The 20685-nt window shown below is 64.0% G+C and carries 17 protein-coding genes; 4 read left to right on the plus strand and 13 right to left on the minus strand.

The genetic code is table 11. The features are described 5' to 3' along the window. Window positions 1–12: 12 nt before the first annotated feature. The 11 genes from lpxD to rpsB form a co-directional block, all read right to left on the minus strand. Complete coding sequence (lpxD, locus tag BG60_RS15955; RefSeq protein WP_034472149.1) at window positions 13–1104, minus strand: UDP-3-O-(3-hydroxymyristoyl)glucosamine N-acyltransferase; 1092 nt, start codon at window positions 1102–1104, stop codon at window positions 13–15. Window positions 1105–1132: 28 nt separating this feature from the next. Next, a complete protein-coding gene (locus BG60_RS15960; protein WP_008350075.1) occupies window positions 1133–1639 on the minus strand; it encodes an OmpH/Skp family outer membrane protein in 507 nt (168 codons plus the stop codon). A 106-nt stretch (window positions 1640–1745) separates the two neighbouring features. Further along, window positions 1746–4058: an outer membrane protein assembly factor BamA gene (gene bamA / locus BG60_RS15965; RefSeq protein WP_008350077.1), complete on the minus strand. Its 2313-nt coding sequence runs from the start codon at window positions 4056–4058 to the stop codon at window positions 1746–1748. A gap of 77 nt (window positions 4059–4135) precedes the next feature. Beyond that, the gene (gene rseP, locus BG60_RS15970; protein ID WP_008350079.1) at window positions 4136–5518 is read right to left on the minus strand and encodes an RIP metalloprotease RseP; all 1383 of its coding nucleotides are present in this window, start codon (window positions 5516–5518) and stop codon (window positions 4136–4138) included. A gap of 7 nt (window positions 5519–5525) precedes the next feature. Beyond that, window positions 5526–6743 (minus strand): 1-deoxy-D-xylulose-5-phosphate reductoisomerase, encoded by a 1218-nt coding sequence (locus BG60_RS15975; RefSeq protein WP_034471980.1) that lies wholly within the window; start codon window positions 6741–6743, stop codon window positions 5526–5528. An 18-nt stretch (window positions 6744–6761) separates the two neighbouring features. Then, complete coding sequence (locus BG60_RS15980; RefSeq protein WP_034471983.1) at window positions 6762–7574, minus strand: phosphatidate cytidylyltransferase; 813 nt, start codon at window positions 7572–7574, stop codon at window positions 6762–6764. Continuing rightward, window positions 7568–8350: a polyprenyl diphosphate synthase gene (gene uppS, locus BG60_RS15985; RefSeq protein WP_034471985.1), complete on the minus strand. Its 783-nt coding sequence runs from the start codon at window positions 8348–8350 to the stop codon at window positions 7568–7570. Before uppS ends, BG60_RS15980 begins: the two co-directional genes overlap by 7 nt. Window positions 8351–8433: 83 nt before the next feature. Beyond that, window positions 8434–8994: a ribosome recycling factor gene (gene frr, locus BG60_RS15990; protein ID WP_008350085.1), complete on the minus strand. Its 561-nt coding sequence runs from the start codon at window positions 8992–8994 to the stop codon at window positions 8434–8436. Window positions 8995–9088: 94 nt separating this feature from the next. Further along, window positions 9089–9802 (minus strand): UMP kinase, encoded by a 714-nt coding sequence (gene pyrH / locus BG60_RS15995; RefSeq protein WP_008350086.1) that lies wholly within the window; start codon window positions 9800–9802, stop codon window positions 9089–9091. A 251-nt stretch (window positions 9803–10053) separates the two neighbouring features. Then, the gene (tsf, locus tag BG60_RS16000; protein WP_008350087.1) at window positions 10054–10935 is read right to left on the minus strand and encodes a translation elongation factor Ts; all 882 of its coding nucleotides are present in this window, start codon (window positions 10933–10935) and stop codon (window positions 10054–10056) included. A gap of 140 nt (window positions 10936–11075) precedes the next feature. Next, window positions 11076–11828 carry a 30S ribosomal protein S2 gene (gene rpsB / locus BG60_RS16005; protein WP_008350088.1) on the minus strand — a complete coding sequence of 251 codons (753 nt, stop codon included), beginning with the start codon at window positions 11826–11828 and terminating at the stop codon, window positions 11076–11078. Between the two features lie 384 nt (window positions 11829–12212). Here rpsB and map point away from each other — a divergent pair, with 384 nt between their 5' ends. The 4 genes from map to BG60_RS16025 all read left to right on the plus strand — a co-directional run bounded on the left by map (window position 12213) and on the right by BG60_RS16025 (window position 17883). Next, window positions 12213–13022 carry a type I methionyl aminopeptidase gene (gene map / locus BG60_RS16010; RefSeq protein ID WP_008350089.1) on the plus strand — a complete coding sequence of 270 codons (810 nt, stop codon included), beginning with the start codon at window positions 12213–12215 and terminating at the stop codon, window positions 13020–13022. A 64-nt stretch (window positions 13023–13086) separates the two neighbouring features. Beyond that, entirely contained in the window at window positions 13087–15672 is a 2586-nt protein-coding gene (locus tag BG60_RS16015; RefSeq protein WP_008350090.1) for a [protein-PII] uridylyltransferase, read from the plus strand. Between the two features lie 6 nt (window positions 15673–15678). Beyond that, window positions 15679–17430: a pseudouridine synthase gene (locus BG60_RS16020; RefSeq protein WP_034471988.1), complete on the plus strand. Its 1752-nt coding sequence runs from the start codon at window positions 15679–15681 to the stop codon at window positions 17428–17430. A 216-nt stretch (window positions 17431–17646) separates the two neighbouring features. Further along, window positions 17647–17883 (plus strand): hypothetical protein, encoded by a 237-nt coding sequence (locus BG60_RS16025; protein ID WP_008350092.1) that lies wholly within the window; start codon window positions 17647–17649, stop codon window positions 17881–17883. Between the two features lie 72 nt (window positions 17884–17955). Here the strand turns inward: BG60_RS16025 and def are convergent, their stop codons facing one another. Next, window positions 17956–18489, minus strand: coding sequence for a peptide deformylase (gene def, locus BG60_RS16030; protein ID WP_034471991.1), 534 nt, complete (start codon window positions 18487–18489; stop codon window positions 17956–17958). After that, window positions 18486–20564, minus strand: coding sequence for an NAD-dependent DNA ligase LigA (gene ligA / locus BG60_RS16035; RefSeq protein WP_034471993.1), 2079 nt, complete (start codon window positions 20562–20564; stop codon window positions 18486–18488). Before ligA ends, def begins: the two co-directional genes overlap by 4 nt. Window positions 20565–20685 lie beyond the last annotated feature (121 nt).

Raw genomic sequence — 20685 nt, forward strand, 5'->3', positions numbered from 1 at the left:
CGAGCCCGGCGCTTATGCGCCGCCGCTCGTCTCGTCGCGCTTGCCTGAATCGGCGAGCGCGGTCTCGAGCGCCTTGATGCGCTCGCGCATCTTGTCCAGATTGCGCATGATCGCCGCGCTCTTGTTCCAGTCTGCATGCGGCACGGCCGGAAACGCGCTCGTGTACATGCCGGGCTTCAGGAGCGACTTCGACACGCCGGATTGCGCGGTGACGATCACGTAGTCCGCGAGCGTCACGTGCCCCGCGATGCCCACCGCGCCGCCGATCATGCAATGCTTGCCGATGCTCGTGCTGCCCGCGATGCCCGCGCAGCCGGCGATGACCGTGTACGCGCCGATGCGGCAGTTGTGGCCGATCTGCACGAGATTATCAATCTTCACGCATTCCTCGATGACGGTGTCCGCCATCGCGCCGCGATCGATCGTCGTGTTGGCGCCGATTTCCACGTCGTCGGCGATATCCACCGCGCCAACCTGCGGAATCTTCACCCAGCTTCCGGTGCGCGCATCGCCCTCGCCGACGAAATCCGGAGCGAAGCCGAAACCGTCCGCACCGATCACCGCGCCCGCGTGCACGATCACGCGCGCGCCGAGCTTGCAGCCGTGATAAACGGTGACGTTCGGATACAGATGAACGTCGTCGCCTAGCGTAACGCCGCGCCCGACGACTACGCCCGCATCCAGCTTCACGCGCTCGCCGACGACCGCGCCCGCCTCAACCGTCACGTGAGGGCCGATCACGGCGCTCGCCGCAACCTTCGCGTCCGGATCGATGTAGGCGCTCGGATGCACGCCAGGCTTGGCCTTGGGCGTCGCCAAGTCGATGAACGCCTGAGCCACGCGAGCGAAATAAGCGTAAGGATTCGGCGTGACGATGAAATTACTGCCCGCGCGATTCGTCACCTTGTCGAGGTCGGCCGGGGAAATCAGCACGGCGCCGGCGCGCGTCGTCTCGACTTGCGGCAGATACTTCTGATTCGCGAGAAACGCGAGCTGCGCGGGGCCCGCCTTGTCGAGCGGCGCGAGACTGCCGACCGCGTGCGCGCCGTCGCCGACCACCTCGCCGCCGAAGCGTTTCACCAGCTCGCCGAGGGTGACCGTCATGCCTGATGCCATCTCGTCTCAGTCCTCGTCAGTTCGGGTTCGTGAGCGAACCCGTGCCGGTCGCGCCCGCCGCCAGCGCCTTCAGCACCTGATCCGTAATGTCGATGCGCGGGCTCACGTACACCGCTTCCTGCACGATCAGGTCGTAGTGCTGCTGCTCGGCGATCTGCTTGATCACCTTGTTCGCGCGGTCCAGCACCGCCGCGAGTTCCTCGTTACGGCGCTGGTTCAGGTCCTCGCGGAACTCGCGCTGCTTGCGCTGGAAGTCCGCGTCGAGCTGCGCCAGATCGCGCTGACGGGCCGCGCGGTCGGTCGGCGACATCGAGGCACCGTTCTTGTCGATGTTGTCCGACATCGCCTTCAGGCGCTGCGCCATGTCCTGCAGCGCCTTGTCGCGCTTGGAGAATTCCTGCTCGAGCTTCGACTGGGCGGCCTTCGCCGCGGACGATTCGCGCAAGATGCGGTCCGAATTGACCGCCGCGATGCGCGCTTCCTGAGCACTGGCGGACATCGCCGTGCCCAGGCCGAGAACCATCGACAACGCAAGCGCCAGCGCCCTATGTTTCGAATGCTTACCGGTTCCCAAAGTGTTCCTCACGTTACGTCGAAAAAAATGAAGTTCGCGTTCATCGGCGGGCTGCTTAGAACGCCGTACCGATCTGGAACTGGAACTTCTGATACTGGTCGCCCTCATGCTTCTGCAGCGGGAAGCCGAGGCTCAGCTTGAGCGGGCCGATCGGCGAGATCCACGCGAGACCCAGACCGTAACCGTAGCGCAAGCCGTTTGCACCGCCGCTCGTACCGCCTTGACCCGGATCGCCCCAAACGTTACCGGCATCGAGGAAGGTGAACACGCGCAGCGTACGATCGTAGCCCGTTCCCGGCAGCGGGAACGTCAGCTCGATATTGCCGACCGCCATGCGCGAGCCGCCGATCGGGTCGTTGGTCTTCGCGTCGCGCGGACCCAGCGAGCTCGGCGAGTAACCGCGCACCGAACCGATACCACCCGCGTAGTAGTTCTTGAAGATCGGGTACGTCTGCCCTTGCAGGCCCTTGCCGTAGCCGCCCTGCAGATTGAAGCCGAGCACGAAACCGCGCGCGAACGAGTAGTAATACTGGAACTGCGCGTCGAACTTCGCGTACGTCGTGTTGCCGAGCGGCGTGCCGTATTCTGCGTTCGACTGGATGTAGTAGCCGCGACTCGGGACGAGCGCGCTGTCGCGATTGTCTCGCGACCAGCCCGCGGTCAGCGGGTAGTTGTTCACGACACGGCCGAACTCGTTCACGTAGTTCTTGTAGGACTGCGGCGTGTTGCTGTCCACGTCCATCGTGTTCTGTTCGGCTCCGACGCCGAAGAACACCGTGTCCTGCTCCGAGAACGGGATGCCGAACTTCGTGTCCGCGCCCATCGTGATGATCTTGAAGCTCGAATCCGTCGAGTAATACAGCGGCTGATACGTGCGGTAGTAAGCGTCGGTGATGCGCTTGATGCCGTCGATCGTGAAGTACGGATCGACCTGCGTCACGGTCAGCGTGCGATAGGTTTTCGCGGTGTTCACGTTGACCGCGAGACTCGTGCCCGAGCCGAACACGTTGTCCTGCGACACGCCCGCCGAGAGCACCACCTTGTCCGTCGACGAGAAGCCCGCGCCCAGCGTGATCGCGCCTGTCGGCTTTTCGGCCACCTTCACGTCGACGTCGACCTGGTCGTTCGTGCCTTCCACGGGCGTCGTAGTGACGTCCACGTCGGTGAAGTAGCCGAGACGGTTGATACGGTCCTTCGACAGCGCGAGGCGGCTCGAATCGAACCACGAGCTTTCGAGCTGGCGCATTTCGCGGCGCACCACTTCGTCGCGCGTGCGCGTATTGCCGACGATGTTCACGCGCCGCACATACACGCGACGGCTCGGATCGACTTGCAGCGTGAGCGCCACGGTGTGGTTCGCCTGATCGATCTGCGGCTGCGCGTTGACCTGCGCGAACGCGTAGCCGTATTCGCCGAGCTTGTCGACGATCGCCTTGGTGGTCGACTGCAGCTTTTCGGCCGAGAAGCGCTCGCCCGGTTTGATCTTGATGAGCTTGTTGAGCTCGGCCTGACGGTCGAGCAGATTGCCCGAAAGCGTGATGCTGCTGATCTTGTACGGCTCGCCTTCGTGCACGGCGATCGTCAGATACATGTCCTTCTTGTCCGGCGAGATCGACACCTGCGTGGAGTCGATCGCGAACTCGAGGTAGCCGCGGTTCAGATAGTACGAGCGCACGTTCTCGAGGTCGCCCGTGAGCTTTTCCTTCGCGTAGAGATCGCTCTTCGTGTACCACGAGAACCAGTTCGGCGTGGAAAGCTGCATTTCGCCGAGCAGCGTACTGGAACTGAACGCCTTGTTGCCGACGAAGTTGATCTGGCGAATCTTCGCGCTCGGACCTTCCGCGACGGAGAACAGAATCTGCACGCGATTGCGGTCGACCGGCGTCACGGTGGTCGTGACTTCCGCGGCGTAGTAGCCGCGCGTCAGGTATTGGCGCTTGAGCTCCTGCTCCGCCTTGTCGACGAGCGCCTTGTCGTACGAGCGGCCTTGCGACAGGCCGACGGAACGCAGCGCCTTCGTGAGATTGTCCTTGTCGAACTCGTGCAGGCCCGCGAAATCGATGGCCGAAATCGCCGGGCGTTCCTGCACCTGAACGATCACCACGTTGCCTTCGGTGGCAATCTGAACGTCGTTGAAGAAACCCGTTGCGTAGAGTGCGCGAATCGCTTCGGAGGCCTTGTCGTCGGTGAAGGTGTCGCCTTGCTTGATCGGCAGATAAGCGAACACGGAGCCAGGCTCGATGCGTTGGAGACCGTCGATCCGAATATCCTGCACGACGAACGGCGTGGTGGCGTGCGCCGCCATGCCCGTTGCGGCGAGCGCCGCGGCCACAGCCGTCTTAGGAACAAAGCGATGAGGTTTGAACAACGTGCTTCCCCAGTATTTAAAGCTGCATTCGTTCCGGCGGTCGCTCGAAAGACGCCGCCAGAAATTGTCAAAGTGGATCAAAAACGAATCAGACGCGCGAGGTCATTGAACAGCGCGATCATCGACAGAGCGACGATGCAGACCAGGCCCGCCCTTTGCAGAACAAGCTGCCAGCGATCGGATACTGCCTTGCCGGTAACAGCCTCAACCAAATAATATAACAGATGCCCACCGTCCAATACCGGAATCGGTAACAAGTTCAACACTCCGAGGCTGATGCTCACGAGTGCCAGAAACGAAATGAAGGCCGTCGCGCCGAGCCTTGCGCTCTTGCCCGCGTAGTCGGCAATCGTGACCGGCCCTGACAGATTCTTGAGCGACGCCTCGCCGGTGATCATTCGCCCGAACATGCGCAGCGAGTACACGCTGATATCCCACGTGCGGTTCACGCCGAGGCGCAGACTTTCGAGCGGCCCGTAGCGCACATCTACGGTCGGCAGTTGATTCGCGAGCGCGGCGCCGATACGCCCGATGTCCTTGCCCGTCGACGCATCGCGCTTCACGTCCGGCACGATCTGCACGGAATCGCGCTGGCCGTTGCGCTCGACCACGAGCGTCACCGGCTTGCCGCCGTGCGCCTTCACGTAGTCGATGAAGCTCGTCGCGTTGTCGACGCTGCGGCCGTCGATCGCGCGCAGCATGTCGCCCGCCTTCAGCCCGCTCTTCTGCGCCGCGCTGCCCGCCTCGACGCCCGCGACCGTCAGCGTGCCGCCGCCCGGCGTGAAGCCGAGCTTGTCCATGAAATCCTGATCGGCTTCGGAATCGGTGATGCCCGTGACCGTCACCGGAAAGTCGAAGGTGCCGTCGTGCGTCTTCGCCGTCAGCACGATGCGCCGATGATCGAACGATGCGTCGAGCATCTTCCAGCGCAGGTCGGACCATGAGCGGATCGGATGCGTCTCGCCGCCTTCCGCGTCACGCATCGAGAGAATCGTTTCGCCGCCTTCGAAGCCCGCTTGCGCCGCCGCCGTATCGGAAGCGGGCTGCGAAACGATCGCCGCCGGCTCGGTCACGCCGCCCGCGAACACGGCGGAAAACAGCACGATTGCGAGCAGGAAATTGGCGATCGGCCCCGCCGCGACGATCGCGATGCGCTTGCCCACGTTCTGACGGTTGAACGCGCGCGGCAGGTCTTCAGCGGGAATGGTCGTGCCGCTCTCGGGATCGACCTCGCGTTCGTCGAGCATCTTCACGTAGCCGCCGAGCGGCAGCGCGGCGATCGTCCATTCGACGCCCGTCTTCTTGCTGACCCATCGCACGAGCGGCTTGCCGAAGCCGACCGAGAACCGCAGCACTTTCACGCCGCACAGTCGCGCGACGCTGTAGTGACCGAATTCGTGGACGACGACGAGTACGCCTATCGCGACAACGAAGGCGACGATTTCGGTCAGAAAGTTCATGACGGCCTCAATGGGCGATGGGTTCGGCGCCCGGCGCGCTCGCGGTGAGCTCTGCGACGAAACGGGACGCCAGACGGCGCGCGTCGACATCCGCGGCGAGAACGTCGGCCAAGGTCGCGGCGCTCGTATTCGGCAGCGCGTTCAGCACGCGATCCACCACGTCGCCGATCGCCATGAAGCCGATGCGGCGATCGAGGAACGCCTCGACGGCGATTTCATTGGCCGCGTTCAACGCCGCGCTCGCGATGCCGCCTGCTTCCAGCGCGGCAATCGCCAGCGCGAGACACGGGAAGCGCGCGAAGTCGGGTTTTTCGAATGTGAGCGTCGCGATCTGCGCGAGATCGAGCGGCGCGACGCCCGAATCGACACGCTCAGGATACGCCAGTGCATGCGCGATCGGCGTACGCATGTCCGGATTGCCGAGTTGCGCGAGCACCGAGCCGTCGGCATAGGACACCATCGAATGAATCACGCTCTGCGGATGGATCAGCACCTCGATGCGCGAGCCGGGCAGATTGAAGAGCCAGTGCGCCTCGATGACTTCGAGGCCCTTGTTCATCATCGTCGCGGAATCGACCGAGATCTTGCGGCCCATCGCCCAGTTCGGATGCTTCACGGCCTCTTCGGGCGTGACGTTCACGAGCGTCGCGGGCTCGCGCGTGCGGAAAGGACCGCCGGACGCCGTCAGGATGATCTTCGAGACGCCGCCGTGCAGCTTCGCTTCCTTGTCTGCGCAAGGCGGCAGGCACTGGAACACCGCGTTGTGCTCGCTGTCGACCGGCAGCAGGATCGCGCCGTTGTCGCGCACCGCATCCATGAAAATCTGGCCGGACATCACGAGCGCTTCCTTGTTCGCGAGAAGGATGCGCTTGCCGGCGCGTGCGGCGGCGAGCGTGGGCGCCAGGCCCGCCGCGCCGACGATGGCCGCGACGACCGTATCGCACTGCGCCGCGCGCGCGACTTCGACGAGCGCCTCGGGCCCGTGCGTCACTTCGGTCTTGCAACCCTGCGCGCGCAACGCAGCCGCGACGCGTACGGCGGTTTCGGCGTCGCCGACGACCGCCACTTCGGGCTGAAACTTCAGACATTGCGCGACGAGTTTGTCGCCGTTGCGGTGAGCGGTGAGCGCGTAGACCGAGAAACGGTCCGCATGCCGCGCCACGACGTCGAGCGTGCTATCGCCGATCGAGCCCGTGGAGCCGAGCAGTGTGAGACGTGTTTGCATAAATTCTTCTCTAGCCGATCAGCCAAGCATGAGCAATGCGATCGGCAATACAGGCAACAATGCGTCGATGCGGTCGAGGACGCCGCCGTGACCCGGCAGAAGGCCGCTCGAGTCCTTGACACCCGCCTGGCGCTTGAGCAGCGACTCGAACAGATCGCCGACGACGCTGAACGCGACCAGCACGGAAAGCGCGACGAACGCGCGATCCCAGCCGAGCTGTCCGACGAAGGCGGTGAATACGGTGGGCGCATAAAAGCCGGTGGCGGCGGCGAGCGCGCCGATGACGATAACGGCGAGCCACCCGCCGATGGCGCCCTCCCAGGTCTTGCCCGGGCTGATCGACGGGGCGAGCTTATGGCGGCCGAGCGCTTTTCCGGCGAAGTATGCGCCTATATCAGCCAGCCAGACTACTAGCAGAAGCGATAGCACGAAGGATACGCCTCGCGTGCGCGCGTCGACGACCGCGTGCCAGCAGGCCAGAAACACGACGATTCCGGCGAAAAGCAGGAACGCGCGCCAGGCGTGCGCGGCCAGCGTGGGCTTGCGAAGCAATGCGTAAGGCCCCGCCAGCACCCAGAAAATACCGGCCATCTGGTAGAGCGGCGTGGCTTTGATCCCGAGGAACGTGCTCAGAACGAGCGCGATGCCCGCGACGAGCGCGTAGGCGACCGGCCCCGCCCCGTTCAGCTTGAGGAGCCGTCCCCATTCCCACGCCGCGAACACGACGACGAACCCGATCAACGCTCCGAATGCGCCGATCGGCGCAAACAGCGTGATCGGCACGAGTACGGCGAGCAGGACGATTGCCGTGATGACACGGGTTCTTAGCATGAAAGGGTGTCGGCCTTCTGCGATTGGGAAGCGAGTTGCGCGCTGGTGCGCCCGAAGCGGCGTTCGCGGTCGCCGTAGGACGCGATCGCGCGGTCCAGGGCGTCGGCGTCGAAGTCGGGCCAGTAGGTGTCGGTGAAGTAGAACTCGGTGTAAGCGAGCTGCCACAGCAGGAAGTTGCTGATGCGCTGCTCGCCGCCCGTGCGGATGAACAGATCCGGCTCCGGCGCGTAGGCCATCGCGAGATGTTCGGCGAACGATTCGTCGTCCACGCGCGCGGGCACGCCCGACTCGAGAGACTCCGCGATGAGCTTCTTCGTCGCCTGCATGATGTCCCAGCGCCCGCCGTAATTGGCAGCGATGGTCAGCGTGAGTCGCGTATTGCGGGCTGTCTTGGTTTCGGCGCGTTGGATGAGCGCGCGGATGCGGTCGTCGAACATGGAAATGTCGCCGACGACGCGCAGACGAATGCCGTTCGCATGCAGCTTGCCGATCTCGCGTTCGAGCGCGGTCACGAACAGGCGCATCAGGAAGGACACTTCGTCGGTCGGACGGCGCCAGTTCTCGGAACTGAACGCGAAGAGCGTGACGAATTCGACGCCGCGCCGCGCGCAGCTTTCGACGGTCGCGCGGACCGCATCGACGCCGCGCGTATGACCGGCGACGCGCGGCAGACGCCGCTCGGTCGCCCATCGGCCATTGCCGTCCATGATGATCGCGACGTGACGCGGGACAGCCGCGACATCGGGCACGGCAACGGTGGAGCTGGTATAGGTCATGGCCGCTGAATCTGGGAATCTGAAGAAGTGAGAGCCAGCCCGGAGCTTGCACGTCCGGGCTTGGCAGGACCGTCTCTACGGCCTCACACCGTCATGATTTCGGATTCTTTGGTCTGAACGAGCTTGTCGATTTCGGCGACGAACTTGTCGGTGAACTTCTGCACTTCGTCGCTCGCACGGCGCTCGTCGTCTTCCGAAATCTCCTTGTCCTTCACGAGTTTCTTCAGTTGATCGTTCGCATCGCGGCGCAGATTGCGCACGGCGACCTTGGCGGTCTCGCCTTCGCTCTTCACGACCTTCGTGAGTTCGCGACGGCGCTCTTCGGTCAGCGCGGGCATCGGCACGCGGATCAGGTCGCCCTGCGTGGCAGGGTTCAGGCCGAGATCCGATTCGCGGATCGCCTTCTCGATCACCGCGACCATCTTCTTTTCCCACGGCTGCACGCCGATCGTACGGGCATCGACGAGCGTCATGTTCGCGACTTGCGAGATGGGCACGTTCGAACCGTAGTAGTCGACCTGGATGTGGTCGAGCAGCCCGGTATGGGCGCGGCCCGTACGGATCTTGGCGAGATCGGCCTTGAACGCTTCGATCGACCGCTGCATCTTCTGGTCGACGCTCTTCTTGATGTCAGCCACACTCATTTTGAACCTCCAAACCTAAGTTTTACCGGCGATAGCGGCGCTCTGTCGCGCGAGGCTTGCCGCCCCGCTGCGCGGCGCCTGATACCGCGAGAGTTTACACGTGGACGAGCGTCCCTTCGTCGTCGCCCTGCACGATGCGCTTCAATGCGCCCGGCTTCGTGATCGAGAACACGCGAATCGGCAGCTTCTGGTCGCGGCACAGTGCGAACGCGGTGGCGTCCATCACCTGAAGATTCTTGCCGATCGCCTCGTCGAAGCTGATCGTGCTGTAACGCGTCGCATGCGGGTCCTTCTTCGGGTCGGCGGAGTATACGCCATCGACCTTCGTCGCCTTCAACACCACTTCGGCGCCGATTTCCGAGCCGCGCAGCGCGGCGGCCGTATCCGTCGTGAAGAACGGGTTGCCCGTGCCGGCCGCGAAGATCACGACCTTGCCCTCTTCCAGTTGACGGATCGCGCGGGGGCGGATGTACGGCTCGACCACCTGATCCATGCGCAACGCGGATTGCACGCGCGCTTCGATGCCCGCGTGGCGCATCGCGTCTTGCAGCGCGAGCGCGTTCATCATCGTGGCGAGCATCCCCATGTAGTCGGCCGTCGCCCGGTCCATGCCGGCCGCGCCGCCCGCGACACCGCGGAAGATGTTGCCGCCGCCGATCACGACGGCCAGTTGCGTCCCGATCCGCACCACCTCCGCGACATCCGCCACCATCCTTTCGATTGTTGCGCGATTGATGCCGAAAGCATCGTCGCCCATCAGGGCTTCGCCGGAGAGCTTGAGGAGTACGCGTTTGTAGGCTGTGGGCATATGAGGTTCCGATCGCGCCGAGGAGGGTTGCAACAACGTAGAACTGTAGGGGTGAAACATTACTTACCGCAAGCGGACCGGATCGGGCGGCGGGCGCGGCAGGTCAGGGTTTTCCCTGATCTGCCGCGCCCGCTCTTCGTGCGAACCGGATCGCTGAATTGTTGCGGCGGGACGATCCGCCGCGGTACTGCGGGCCCGACGCGCGGCCGCGCCATGACAGCACACGCGTCTTAAACGAGCCTTAGCGTGCCTTAGGACTGCTTGGCCGCCGCGACTTGCGCCGCCACTTCGGCCGCGAAGTCGTCCTGACGCTTCTCGATGCCCTCGCCAACCACGAACAGCGCGAACTTCTGCACCGATGCGCCGGCCGCCTTCAGGTACTGCTCGATCGTCTGCTTGTCGTTCTTCACGAACGGCTGGTTCAGCAGCGACACTTCCTTCAGGTACTTCTGAATCGAGCCGTCGACCATCTTCGCGACGATCTCGGCCGGCTTGCCCGACTCGGCAGCCTTCTGCTCGGCGATGCTGCGCTCCTTGGCGATCAGATCGGCCGGCACTTCGTCCGACGACAGCGAAACCGGCTTCATCGCGGCGACGTGCATCGCGACGTCCTTGCCGACTTGCTCGTCAGCGCCCGTGAATTCGACCAGAACGCCGATGCGCGTGCCGTGCAGGTACGACGCAACCTTGTTCGCGGAGTCGAAGCGCACGAAGCGGCGGATCGACAAGTTTTCGCCGATCTTGCCGACGAGCGCCAGACGCACTGCGTCGACCGTCGAGCTTTCGAGCGGCAGCGCCGACAGCGCGGCCACGTCGGCCGGGTTGTTCTTCGCGACCAGTTCAGCAATCGTCTTGCCGAAAGCCAGGAAGTCGTCGTTCTTCGCGACAAAGTCGGTTTCGCAGTTCAGCTCGACGAGCGCGCCCACGCCGCCTTCGACGTGCGCCGTCACGATGCCTTCAGCCGTCACGCGCGATGCCGCCTTGCTCGCCTTGTTGCCGAGCTTCACGCGCAGCAACTCTTCCGCGCGCGCCATGTCGCCGTCGGCTTCCGTCAGCGCCTTCTTGCATTCCATCATCGGCGCATCGGTCTTCGCGCGCAGTTCTGCCACCATGCTTGCGGTAATTGCCGCCATCATTCGCTCCTTGAGTCTGTTTGATACGTGCCGCCGGCTTTACAGCCCGCCCACGGCAGGAAAATTGGCATTTCTATCGCGCCGACTAAAAAAAAGGGGCCTTTCGCAAAGCCCCCTTTTTTGTCGGCCACAGGGCTCGATTACGCCTCTGCGTTGACCTCGACGAACTCGTCGCCTTCGCCGTTACGGACAGCTTGCACAACGTCGTTCACCGCGTTCGCGCGGCCTTCGAGGATCGCGTCAGCGACGCCCTGAGCGTACAGCGCGACGGCCTTGGATGCGTCGTCGTTACCCGGGATCACGTAGTCGATGCCTTCCGGCGAGTGGTTCGTGTCGACCACGGCGATGACCGGAATGCCGAGCTTCTTCGCTTCGGTGACAGCAATCTTGTGGTAGCCGACGTCGATGACGAACATCGCGTCCGGAATGCCGCCCATGTCCTTGACGCCGCCGATCGACTTTTGCAGCTTGACCATTTCGCGCTCGAACAGAAGCGCTTCCTTCTTGCTCATCCGCTCGGTTTCACCCGATTCCAGCGCTGCTTCCATGTCCTTCAGGCGCTTGATCGAAACCTTCAGCGTCTTGAAGTTGGTCATCATGCCGCCGAGCCAGCGGGCGTTGACGAAAGGCATGCCGGCGCGCGCTGCTTCCTGCGCGATCGTGTCGCGCGACTGACGCTTCGTGCCGACGAAAAGGATCGTGCCGCGATTGGCTGCCAACTGGCGCACGTACTTCAGCGCGTCGTTGTAGAGCGGCAGGGTCTTTTCGAGGTTGATGATGTGAATCTTGTTGCGATGACCGAAGATGTACGGGGCCATCTTCGGATTCCAGAAGCGGGTTTGGTGACCGAAGTGGACACCGGCTTCCAGCATTTGACGCATCGTGACTGCCATGAAAATTCTCCGCGAGGGTTGGGTCTTAAGCCGGCTGCCGCATCCCGCGCCCGGTTATCTTTGCTTTCCGGACGCCGGACACCCTGGGTGCGCCGGCTTGCGTATCGACTTGAACAGACTGGAACAACTAACACTAAGTCGCGTTTCACACCTGCAGACACGATTGTCTTATGAAATCGTGACGACAATATGGATTACGACTTAGCCTGCGAGTATAGCATGTGAGGATTGGTCGGCTCAAGCAGCACGACCGATCCGAATTGCGCGCGCGTTTCGTGTTTCGCGGCCGCCCGCCTCGAACTATCCGGGTGCGGCGCATTTCCTAAGGTGCGATAATGCCGCTTTCGCGGCTCACTGCCGCATTGACGCATTCCGGGCCAAGTCATGTCCATTACGCTGAAAAACGAACACGATATCGCACAGATGCGCGTCGCCTGCCGGCTCGCCAGCGAAGTGCTCGATTTCATCACGCCGCATATCGTTCCCGGCGTGACCACCGAAGAACTCGATCGCCTTTGCCACGAATATATGGTGAAGGAACAAGGCACCGTTCCCGCACCGCTCAATTATCAGCCGCCCGGCTATCCGCCGTACCCGAAGGCCACGTGCATTTCCGTGAACGACGTGATCTGTCACGGCATCCCCGGCGAGAAAGTGCTGAAGAACGGCGACGCGCTCAATATCGACATCACCGTCATCAAGAACGGATATTTCGGCGACACGAGCCGCATGTTCATCGTCGGCGAGGGCTCGATTCTGGCGAAGCGCCTCGTGCAGACCACGTTCGACTGCATGTGGCTCGGCATCGATCAGGTGCGCCCTGGCGCGCATCTCGGCGATATCGGCGCGGCGATCCAGAAGCACGCGGAGTCGCAAGGCTACAGCGTCGTGCGCGAATATTGCGGCCACGGCATCGGCCAGGTGTTCCACGAGGAGCCGCAGGTGCTGCATTACGGCCGCGCGGGCACGGGCATCGAACTGGAGGCGGGCATGATCTTCACCGTCGAACCGATGATCAACGCCGGCCGCCGCGAAATCCGCACCATGCCGGATCAGTGGACCGTCAAGACGCGCGACCGCAGCCTCTCGGCGCAATGGGAGCACACGGTGCTCGTCACGCCGACGGGCTACGAAGTGCTGACCGTCTCGGCGGGCACGCAGGCGCCGTCGCAGCTGATCGCGGCAACGGCCTGATTCTCCGTCTCCCCGCGCGCCCGCTTTCCCGCCGGCGCGCCCCCACCTCCTTTTTGGTCGATCCATGAGCGTCACCGCCGCTGTCGCCACGCCCTGTGAATCGTTGCGCGCCGCCTACAAGGTGGCGAAGGCGGCGCTCATCGAACGCTTTCAGTCCGGCTCGAACGTCGAACCGCTGATGCGCGCGCTCGCCCGCGCCACCGACGACGCCCTCAAAGGCGCGTGGTCCGCCTGCGACATGCCGGACAGCGCGGCGCTCGTTGCGGTCGGCGGCTACGGACGCGGCGAGCTCGCGCCCTACTCCGACGTCGACATTCTCGTCCTGCTGCCCGACGCATCGCCGCACGGCAGCGACGCGGAGCTCAACGGCCGCGTCGAGCGCTTCATCGGCATGGCGTGGGATCTCGGGCTCGATATCGGCAGCAGCGTGCGCTCGGTGGAGCAATGCATCGCCGAGGCGGGCAACGACATCACCGTGCAGACGTCGCTGCTCGAAGCGCGGCGCATCTGCGGCGATACGCAACTTTTTCAGCGCTTCTCGGCGCGCTACCACGAGACGCTCGATCCGCGCGCGTTCTTCCAGGCGAAGGTGCTGGAAATGCGCCAGCGGCACGCGAAGTTTCAGGACACGCCCTACAGCCTCGAGCCGAACATCAAGGAAAGTCCCGGCGGCCTGCGCGATCTGCAACTGATTCTCTGGATTGCGCGCGGAGCGGGTTTCGGCAGCAGCTGGCGCGAACTCGACACGCGCGGGCTCATCACCGAACGCGAAGCGCGCGAACTGCGCCGCAACGAAGGCTTCCTGAAGGCGCTGCGCGCGCGGTTGCACGTCATCGCGAAGCGCCGTCAGGACATTCTCGTCTTCGACCTGCAGACGCCGCTCGCGGAAAGCTTCGGCTTCAAGGCGACCGCCGCCAAGCGCGCGAGCGAGCAGTTGATGCGCCGTTATTACTGGGCGGCGAAAGCCGTCACGCAGCTCGCGACCATCCTGATCCAGAACGTCGAAGCGCAGCTTTTTCCGTCGACGAGCGGCATCACGCGCGTCGTCAACGGGCGTTTCGTCGAGAAGCAAGGCATGCTGGAAATCGCCCGCGACGATGTCTTCGAGCGCGAGCCGCACGCCATTCTCGAAGCGTTTCTGCTGTACGAACAAACGCGCGGCATCAAGGGATTTTCGGCGCGCACGCTGCGGGCGATCTACAACGCGCGCGATCTGATGAACCGCGACTGGCGGCGCGACCCGGAAAACCGCCGGCTGTTCATGGAGATTCTCAAGCAGCCCGAAGGCATCACGCACGCGTTTCGCCTGATGAACCAGACGAGCGTGCTCGGGCGCTATCTGCTGAACTTCCGGCGCATCGTCGGACAGATGCAGCACGATCTCTATCACGTCTACACGGTCGATCAGCACATCCTGATGGTGCTGCGCAATCTGCGGCGCTTCGCGATCGCCGAGCACGCGCACGAATATCCGTTCTGCAGCCAGCTGATGGGCAATTTCGAGCGCCCGTGGGTGCTGTACGTCGCGGCGCTCTTTCACGATATCGCGAAAGGCCGCGGCGGCGATCATTCGACGCTCGGCATGGCCGATGCCCGGCGCTTCTGCCGCGAACACGACATCGGCGAGGAAGACACTGAGCTCGTCGTGTGGCTCGTGCAGCAGCATCTGACGATGAGCCAGGTCGCGCAGAAGCAGGACACGAGCGATCCGGACGTCATCAAGCAGTTCGCCTCCGTCGTGAAGACGGAACGCCGGCTCACGGCGCTGTATCTGCTGACCGTCGCCGATATCCGCGGCACGAGTCCGAAAGTCTGGAACAACTGGAAGGGCAAGCTGCTGGAAGATCTCTTCCGCGCGACGCAAGCCGTGCTCGGCGGCGCGCAGACCGACGCGCATTCGGAACTCAAATCGCGGCAGGAAGCGGCGCTCGCGCTGCTGCGGCTCGAAACGGTTCCCGAAGGCGCGCAGAAGCGGCTTTGGGATCAGCTCGACGTCGGCTATTTCCTGCGTCACGATCCGGCCGACATCGCGTGGCAGACGCGCGTGCTCTATCGGCACGTCGCGAGCGAGGAGCCGATCGTGCGGGCGCGGCCCTCGCCCATCGGCGCCGCGCTGCAGGTGCTCGTCTATCTGAAGGATCGGCCGGATCTTTTCGCCGGCATCTGCGCGTATTTCGACAAGAACGGGCTTTCCGTGCTCGATGCGCGCGTGACGACGACCCGCCACGGCTATGCGCTCGACAACTTCCTCGTGGCCCATCCGGACCACGACGGAAGTTATCGCGACATCGCCAATCTCGTCGAGCAGCAACTGGCCGCGCTGCTCACGGACGAGCGTATTCTCCCGGAACCGTCGAAGGGCCGCGTGTCGCGGCTCGTGCGTACGTTTCCGATCACGCCGCGCGTGGACTTGCGTCCCGACGATCGCGGCCAGTACTACATCCTGTCCGTGTCGGCGAACGACCGGCAGGGCCTTCTTTATTCGATCGCGCGCGTTCTGGCGCAACACCGGATCGGCGTGCAGGCGGCACGGATCAACACGCTCGGCGAACGCGTCGAAGACGTGTTTCTGCTCGACGGCAAGAGCCTGTCGAACAACCGCACCCAGATCCAGGTGGAAACCGAACTGCTGCGCGCGATCGCAGCCTGAGACTTTATGCGCGTCAAACTGACAGCCAAACATCCGCGTCCGACCTCGGCAACGCGTTCGCCGGTTCGAGCCGGCACGACCACCGGGCGCAAGCCCGTTCGCGCACCGTCGCCGGACGAGGCGCATCCGAAGCGATCGGGCCAGCCGGCCGACAAGCGCAGCGACGCGCCGCGTGAGCCGCGTGCTTTCAAGCCGCGTGGTGACGATTCGCGTCCGGCGTTCGGTGAACGCGGTCCGCGCAAGTCGTTCGAGGGTCGTCCGCCTGCGCGTGGCGAGCGTCCGTCGGGTGGCGATGAACGTCGTCCGTTCAAACCGCGTGGTGACGATTCGCGTCCCGCCTTCGGTGAACGTGGTCCGCGCAAGTCGTTCGACGACAGGCCGCCGCGTGGCGAACGCGCGTCGGGCGGCGATGAACGTCGTCCGTTCAAACCGCGTGGTGACGATTCGCGTCCCGCCTTCGGTGAACGTGGTCCGCGCAAGTCGTTCGACGACAGGCCGCCGCGTGGCGAACGCGCGTCGGGCGGCGATGAACGTCGTCCGTTCAAACCGCGTGGCGATGATTCGCGTCCGGCGTTTGGCGAGCGTGGTCCGCGCAAGTCGTTCGACGACAGGCAGCCGCGTGGCGAACGCACATCGGGTAGCGATGAACGTCGCCCGTTCAAACCGCGTGGTGACGATTCGCGCCCCGCTTTCGGTGAACGCGGTCCGCGCAAGTCGTTCGACGACAGGCCGCCGCGTGGCGAACGCGCATCGGGCGCCGATGAACGTCGTCCCTTCAAACCGCGCGGCGACGATTCGCGTCCCGCTTTCAACGAACGCGATCCGCGCAAGTCACGCGACGATCGCGCGCCCGGAGCGCGTCCCGCACGGCGCGACGAGAACGACCGTCCGTTCGCCAGACGCGACGATCGCGGCGATACGCGCAAGCCAGCGGCGAAACCTGCGACGAAGCCCGCCGCGCCCGTCGCGGAGTCCGCGCCGAAGCATCGCGATCACCACGACGGCCTCGTGCGCCTGTCGAAAGTGATGTCGGAGCTCGGCCTCTGCTCGCGCCGTGAAGCCGACGAATGGATCGAGAAAGGCTGGGTGCTCGTCGACGGCGAAGTCATCGACACGCTCGGCACGCGCATCCGTCCGACGCAGAACATCGAAATCCTGCCCGCGGCGCATTCCGCGCAGGCGCGCCTCGTCACGATCCTGCTGCACAAGCCGGTCGGCTACGTCTCGGGTCAGGCGGAAGACGGCTACGAGCCCGCGGTCACGCTCATCAACCCGGCCAATCACTGGAACGAGGACCACTCGGGTGTGCGCTTCGCGCCGAGCCATCTGCGCACGCTCGCGCCGGCGGGCCGCCTGGACATCGACTCGACGGGACTTCTCGTGCTCACGCAGGACGGCCGCATCGCGAAACAACTGATCGGCGGCCACTCGGAAGTCGACAAGGAATACCTCGTGCGCGTGCGCTTCGGCGAGCATACGGTCGATGTCGATCAGCATTTCCCCGCCGAAAAACTCGCGCTCCTGCGTCACGGCCTCGAACTCGACGGCGTGCCGCTCAAGACCGCGCAGGTGAGCTGGCAAAACGGCGAACAACTGCGCTTCGTGCTCCGCGAAGGCAAGAAGCGGCAGATCCGCCGCATGTGCGAGCTCGTCGGACTGGAAGTGGTCGGTCTGAAGCGCATTCGCATGGGCCACGTGACGCTCGGCGCGCTGCCCCCCGGCCAGTGGCGCTATCTCGGCCCGAACGAGACTTTCTGAGCAAACCGAGCAGTTCGCGCGCACGTCGATCGAACGTTCGCGCGGCGTCGTATTGCGTCGCAAAAATGCGACGTTCCAGCAGAAAAAACGGCACGACGCAATTCCGGTCGTGCCGTTTCATTTTTGGCGGCTTTTTGGCTAAAGAAAATAAGTCATCGATCCGATAAACCAGACAGCAGGATCAGCAGCATTGAACGGCATTGATGGAGAATCGCCATGTCAGTTGAGATCATCGTTCGTGAGACGGGAACCGGTCTGGAGATCGTGAGTGGCCGGCGACGGCTCGAAGCCCTCCTCGCCCTGCGCGACGAAGTCGTCGTGACGAGCCCCGGCGTGGGTGAAATGGTGATCGCCCGTCTGCCCGACGGACGCCTGCAGGCATCCGCGAATCCGGAGCATGTCGCGCTGTTTCGTCAACCCGACGTCAGCGGCAATCCGAAAACGTTGGCGTAAAGAAAAAGCCGCTTCTCGCGAAAGCGGCTCTCCGTATTCAGGCTGATTCGTTGCGATTCCAACCGCGCGGCGTCAGTCGTCGCGCGCGGGATCGAGACCCGGAAACAGCACTTCGGTGAAGCCGAACTTCGAAAAGTCGGTGATACGCATCGGATAGAGCTTGCCGATCAGATGGTCGCACTCGTGCTGCACGACGCGCGCGTGAAAGCCCTCCGCGAGCCGTTCGATGGCTTTGCCGTACTGATCGAAACCCTGATAGCGGATCATCGAGAAACGCTGCACCGCGCCGCGCAAACCCGGCACGGACAGACAGCCTTCCCAACCCTCCTCCATGTCGTGTCCGTTCGGCGCGATGATCGGATTGATGAGGACCGTCTCCGGCACCGACGGCGCGTCCGGATAACGCTCGTTCTGCCCGAAGCCGAAGATCACCACCTGCAGATCGACGCCGATCTGCGGCGCGGCCAGCCCCGCGCCGTTGGCGTCGCGCATCGTATCGAACATATCCTGCACGAGCGCGTGCAGTTCGGGCGTGTCGAAATGCTCGACCGGCTGCGCGATACGCAAAAGCCGCGGATCGCCCATCTTCAGGATTTCGCGAATCATGGAGTGACTCCTTCCAAAAGCTTACGCATGGCCTCTTCGTCGAGAACAGGAACCCCGAGTTCCTCCGCCTTGGCGAGCTTGCTGCCCGCTTCCGCGCCCGCCACGACGTAGTCGGTCTTTTTCGATACGGAACCGGCAACCTTCGCACCCGCCGACTCCAGCATTTCCTTCGCTTCCTCGCGCGATAGCGTGGGCAGCGTGCCCGTCAGCACGACGGTCTTGCCGGCCAGCACGCCCTGCGGCGCTTTCGGCGCGGGCGGCCCTTCCGGCCACGACACCTTGACGCGCAACTGCTCGATCACATGCTTGTTGTGTTCTTCGCTGAAGAAATTGTGGATGGCCTCGGCGACGATCGGCCCGACATCGTTGACTTCGAGCAGCTCTTCGACCGAAGCAGCCATGATCGGATCGAGCGAGCCGAAATGCTTCGCGAGATCCTTCGCCGTCGATTCGCCCACGTGCCGGATGCCGAGCGCATAGATGAAGCGCGCGAGCGTCGTCTTCCTCGCTTTTTCGAGCGAATCGATCAGGTTCTGCGCGGATTTGTCGGCGAAACGGTCGAGCGCCGCGAGCGTCGAAAAGCCGAGATTAAACAGATCCGCGGGCGTACGCACGAGATTCTGCTCGACGAGTTGATCGATGATCTTCTCACCTAGCCCGTCGATATCGAGCGCGCGGCGCTGCGCGAAGTGCCACAGTGCCTGCTTGCGCTGAGCGGGACAGAACAACCCGCCCGTGCAGCGCGCGATCGCCTCGTCCGGCAGGCGCTCGATCTTCGAGCCGCAGACGGGGCACTCCGTCGGCATGACGAATTCGCGCGCGTCGGCGGGACGACGCTCAAGAATGGCGCCGACGACTTCGGGGATCACGTCGCCCGCGCGGCGCACCGTGACCGTATCGCCGATGCGGATGTCCTTGCGCCGCACTTCGTCCTCGTTGTGCAACGTCGCGTTCGTGACCGTCGCACCGCCGACGAACACCGGCGCGAGACGCGCGACCGGCGTGATCGCGCCCGTTCGACCGACCTGCACGTCGATGGCGAGCAGTTGCGTCAGCGCTTCCTGCGCCGGGAATTTGTGCGCGAGCGCGAAACGCGGCGCGCGCGACACGAAGCCGAGCTTATCCTGCTCGTCGCGGCGGTCGACCTTGTAGACGACGCCGTCGATGTCGTACGGCAGCTTCTCGCGCTTCTCGCCGATCCGGTGGAAGAAGGCGAGCAAACCGTCGGCGCCTTCGACCACGGCGCGCTCCGCATTCACCGGCAAGCCCATTTCCTTGTACCAGTCGAGCAACGCGGCGTGCGTCGCGGGCATCTCCGCGCCTTCGAGCACGCCAATGCCATAAGCGAAGAACGACAGCGAACGCTGCGCGGTCATCTTCGGATCGAGCTGACGCAAGCCGCCCGCCGCCGCGTTGCGCGGATTCGCGAACTCGCGCTGGCCCGCTTCGCGCTGACGCGCATTCAGGCGCTCGAAATCGCGCTTGAACATCAGCACTTCGCCGCGCACGTCGAGCCGTTTCGGCACGTTCTTGCCCTTCAGCGTGAGCGGAATCGAGCGGATGGTGCGTACGTTCGCCGTCACGTCCTCGCCCGTCGCGCCGTCGCCGCGCGTCGCGGCCTGCACGAAATGGCCGTCCTCGTAACGCAGGGAAATGGCGAGACCATCGAACTTGAGCTCGCACGCATATTCGACGCTCGCGTGGCCCAGCGCGTCGGACACGCGCTTGTCGAATGCGGCGATGTCCTCGTCCGCGAAGCCGTTGTTGAGCGAAAGCATCGGCACGTCATGGACGACCGGCGTGAATCCTTCGGCGACTTCGCCGCCCACGCGCTGCGTCGGCGAATCCGGCGTGATCAGATCCGGATGCTCGGTCTCGATGCCCTGAAGTTCCTTGAAGAGCGTGTCGTACTCGGCGTCGGGCAGATCCGGCTGATCCAGTACGTAATACGCGTAGTTCGCGCGTTCCAGTTCCGAACGCAGCCACGCCGCGCGCTCGGCCGGACGAGCGGCGCTGGGCACGGCGGCGCCCGACTTCGCGGTCGCGGCGGATTCGGCTTTTGATTTTGCGGACATGCGGCTTCGAGAAAGTAGGTAAGTCAGTCAACCGACCGTTCGATTGTCTCAGAAGATCGGTAAATCGTGGCCTCGGCCAAACGGCCTAAGTGCGGGCGTCGGTGCGGCGGCGCGCACGCAA

The sequence above is a fragment of the Caballeronia zhejiangensis genome (genome assembly GCF_000698575.1).
In the GTDB taxonomy this organism is placed as follows: domain Bacteria; phylum Pseudomonadota; class Gammaproteobacteria; order Burkholderiales; family Burkholderiaceae; genus Caballeronia; species Caballeronia zhejiangensis.

Bases quoted from the DNA above. Each gene is read 5' to 3' on its own strand.
- lpxD (WP_034472149.1), bottom strand. From the start codon at position 1,104: ATGACGGTCACCCTCGGCGAGCTGGTGAAACGCTTCGGCGGCGAGGTG.
- BG60_RS15960 (WP_008350075.1), bottom strand. From the start codon at position 1,639: ATGGTTCTCGGCCTGGGCACGGCGATGTCCGCCAGTGCTCAGGAAGCG.
- rseP (WP_008350079.1), bottom strand. From the start codon at position 5,518: ATGAACTTTCTGACCGAAATCGTCGCCTTCGTTGTCGCGATAGGCGTA.
- BG60_RS15975 (WP_034471980.1), bottom strand. From the start codon at position 6,743: ATGCAAACACGTCTCACACTGCTCGGCTCCACGGGCTCGATCGGCGAT.
- BG60_RS15980 (WP_034471983.1), bottom strand. From the start codon at position 7,574: ATGCTAAGAACCCGTGTCATCACGGCAATCGTCCTGCTCGCCGTACTC.
- uppS (WP_034471985.1), bottom strand. From the start codon at position 8,350: ATGACCTATACCAGCTCCACCGTTGCCGTGCCCGATGTCGCGGCTGTC.
- frr (WP_008350085.1), bottom strand. From the start codon at position 8,994: ATGAGTGTGGCTGACATCAAGAAGAGCGTCGACCAGAAGATGCAGCGG.
- pyrH (WP_008350086.1), bottom strand. From the start codon at position 9,802: ATGCCCACAGCCTACAAACGCGTACTCCTCAAGCTCTCCGGCGAAGCC.
- tsf (WP_008350087.1), bottom strand. From the start codon at position 10,935: ATGGCGGCAATTACCGCAAGCATGGTGGCAGAACTGCGCGCGAAGACC.
- rpsB (WP_008350088.1), bottom strand. From the start codon at position 11,828: ATGGCAGTCACGATGCGTCAAATGCTGGAAGCCGGTGTCCACTTCGGT.
- map (WP_008350089.1), top strand. From the start codon at position 12,213: ATGTCCATTACGCTGAAAAACGAACACGATATCGCACAGATGCGCGTC.
- BG60_RS16015 (WP_008350090.1), top strand. From the start codon at position 13,087: ATGAGCGTCACCGCCGCTGTCGCCACGCCCTGTGAATCGTTGCGCGCC.
- BG60_RS16020 (WP_034471988.1), top strand. From the start codon at position 15,679: ATGCGCGTCAAACTGACAGCCAAACATCCGCGTCCGACCTCGGCAACG.
- BG60_RS16025 (WP_008350092.1), top strand. From the start codon at position 17,647: ATGTCAGTTGAGATCATCGTTCGTGAGACGGGAACCGGTCTGGAGATC.
- def (WP_034471991.1), bottom strand. From the start codon at position 18,489: ATGATTCGCGAAATCCTGAAGATGGGCGATCCGCGGCTTTTGCGTATC.
- ligA (WP_034471993.1), bottom strand. From the start codon at position 20,564: ATGTCCGCAAAATCAAAAGCCGAATCCGCCGCGACCGCGAAGTCGGGC.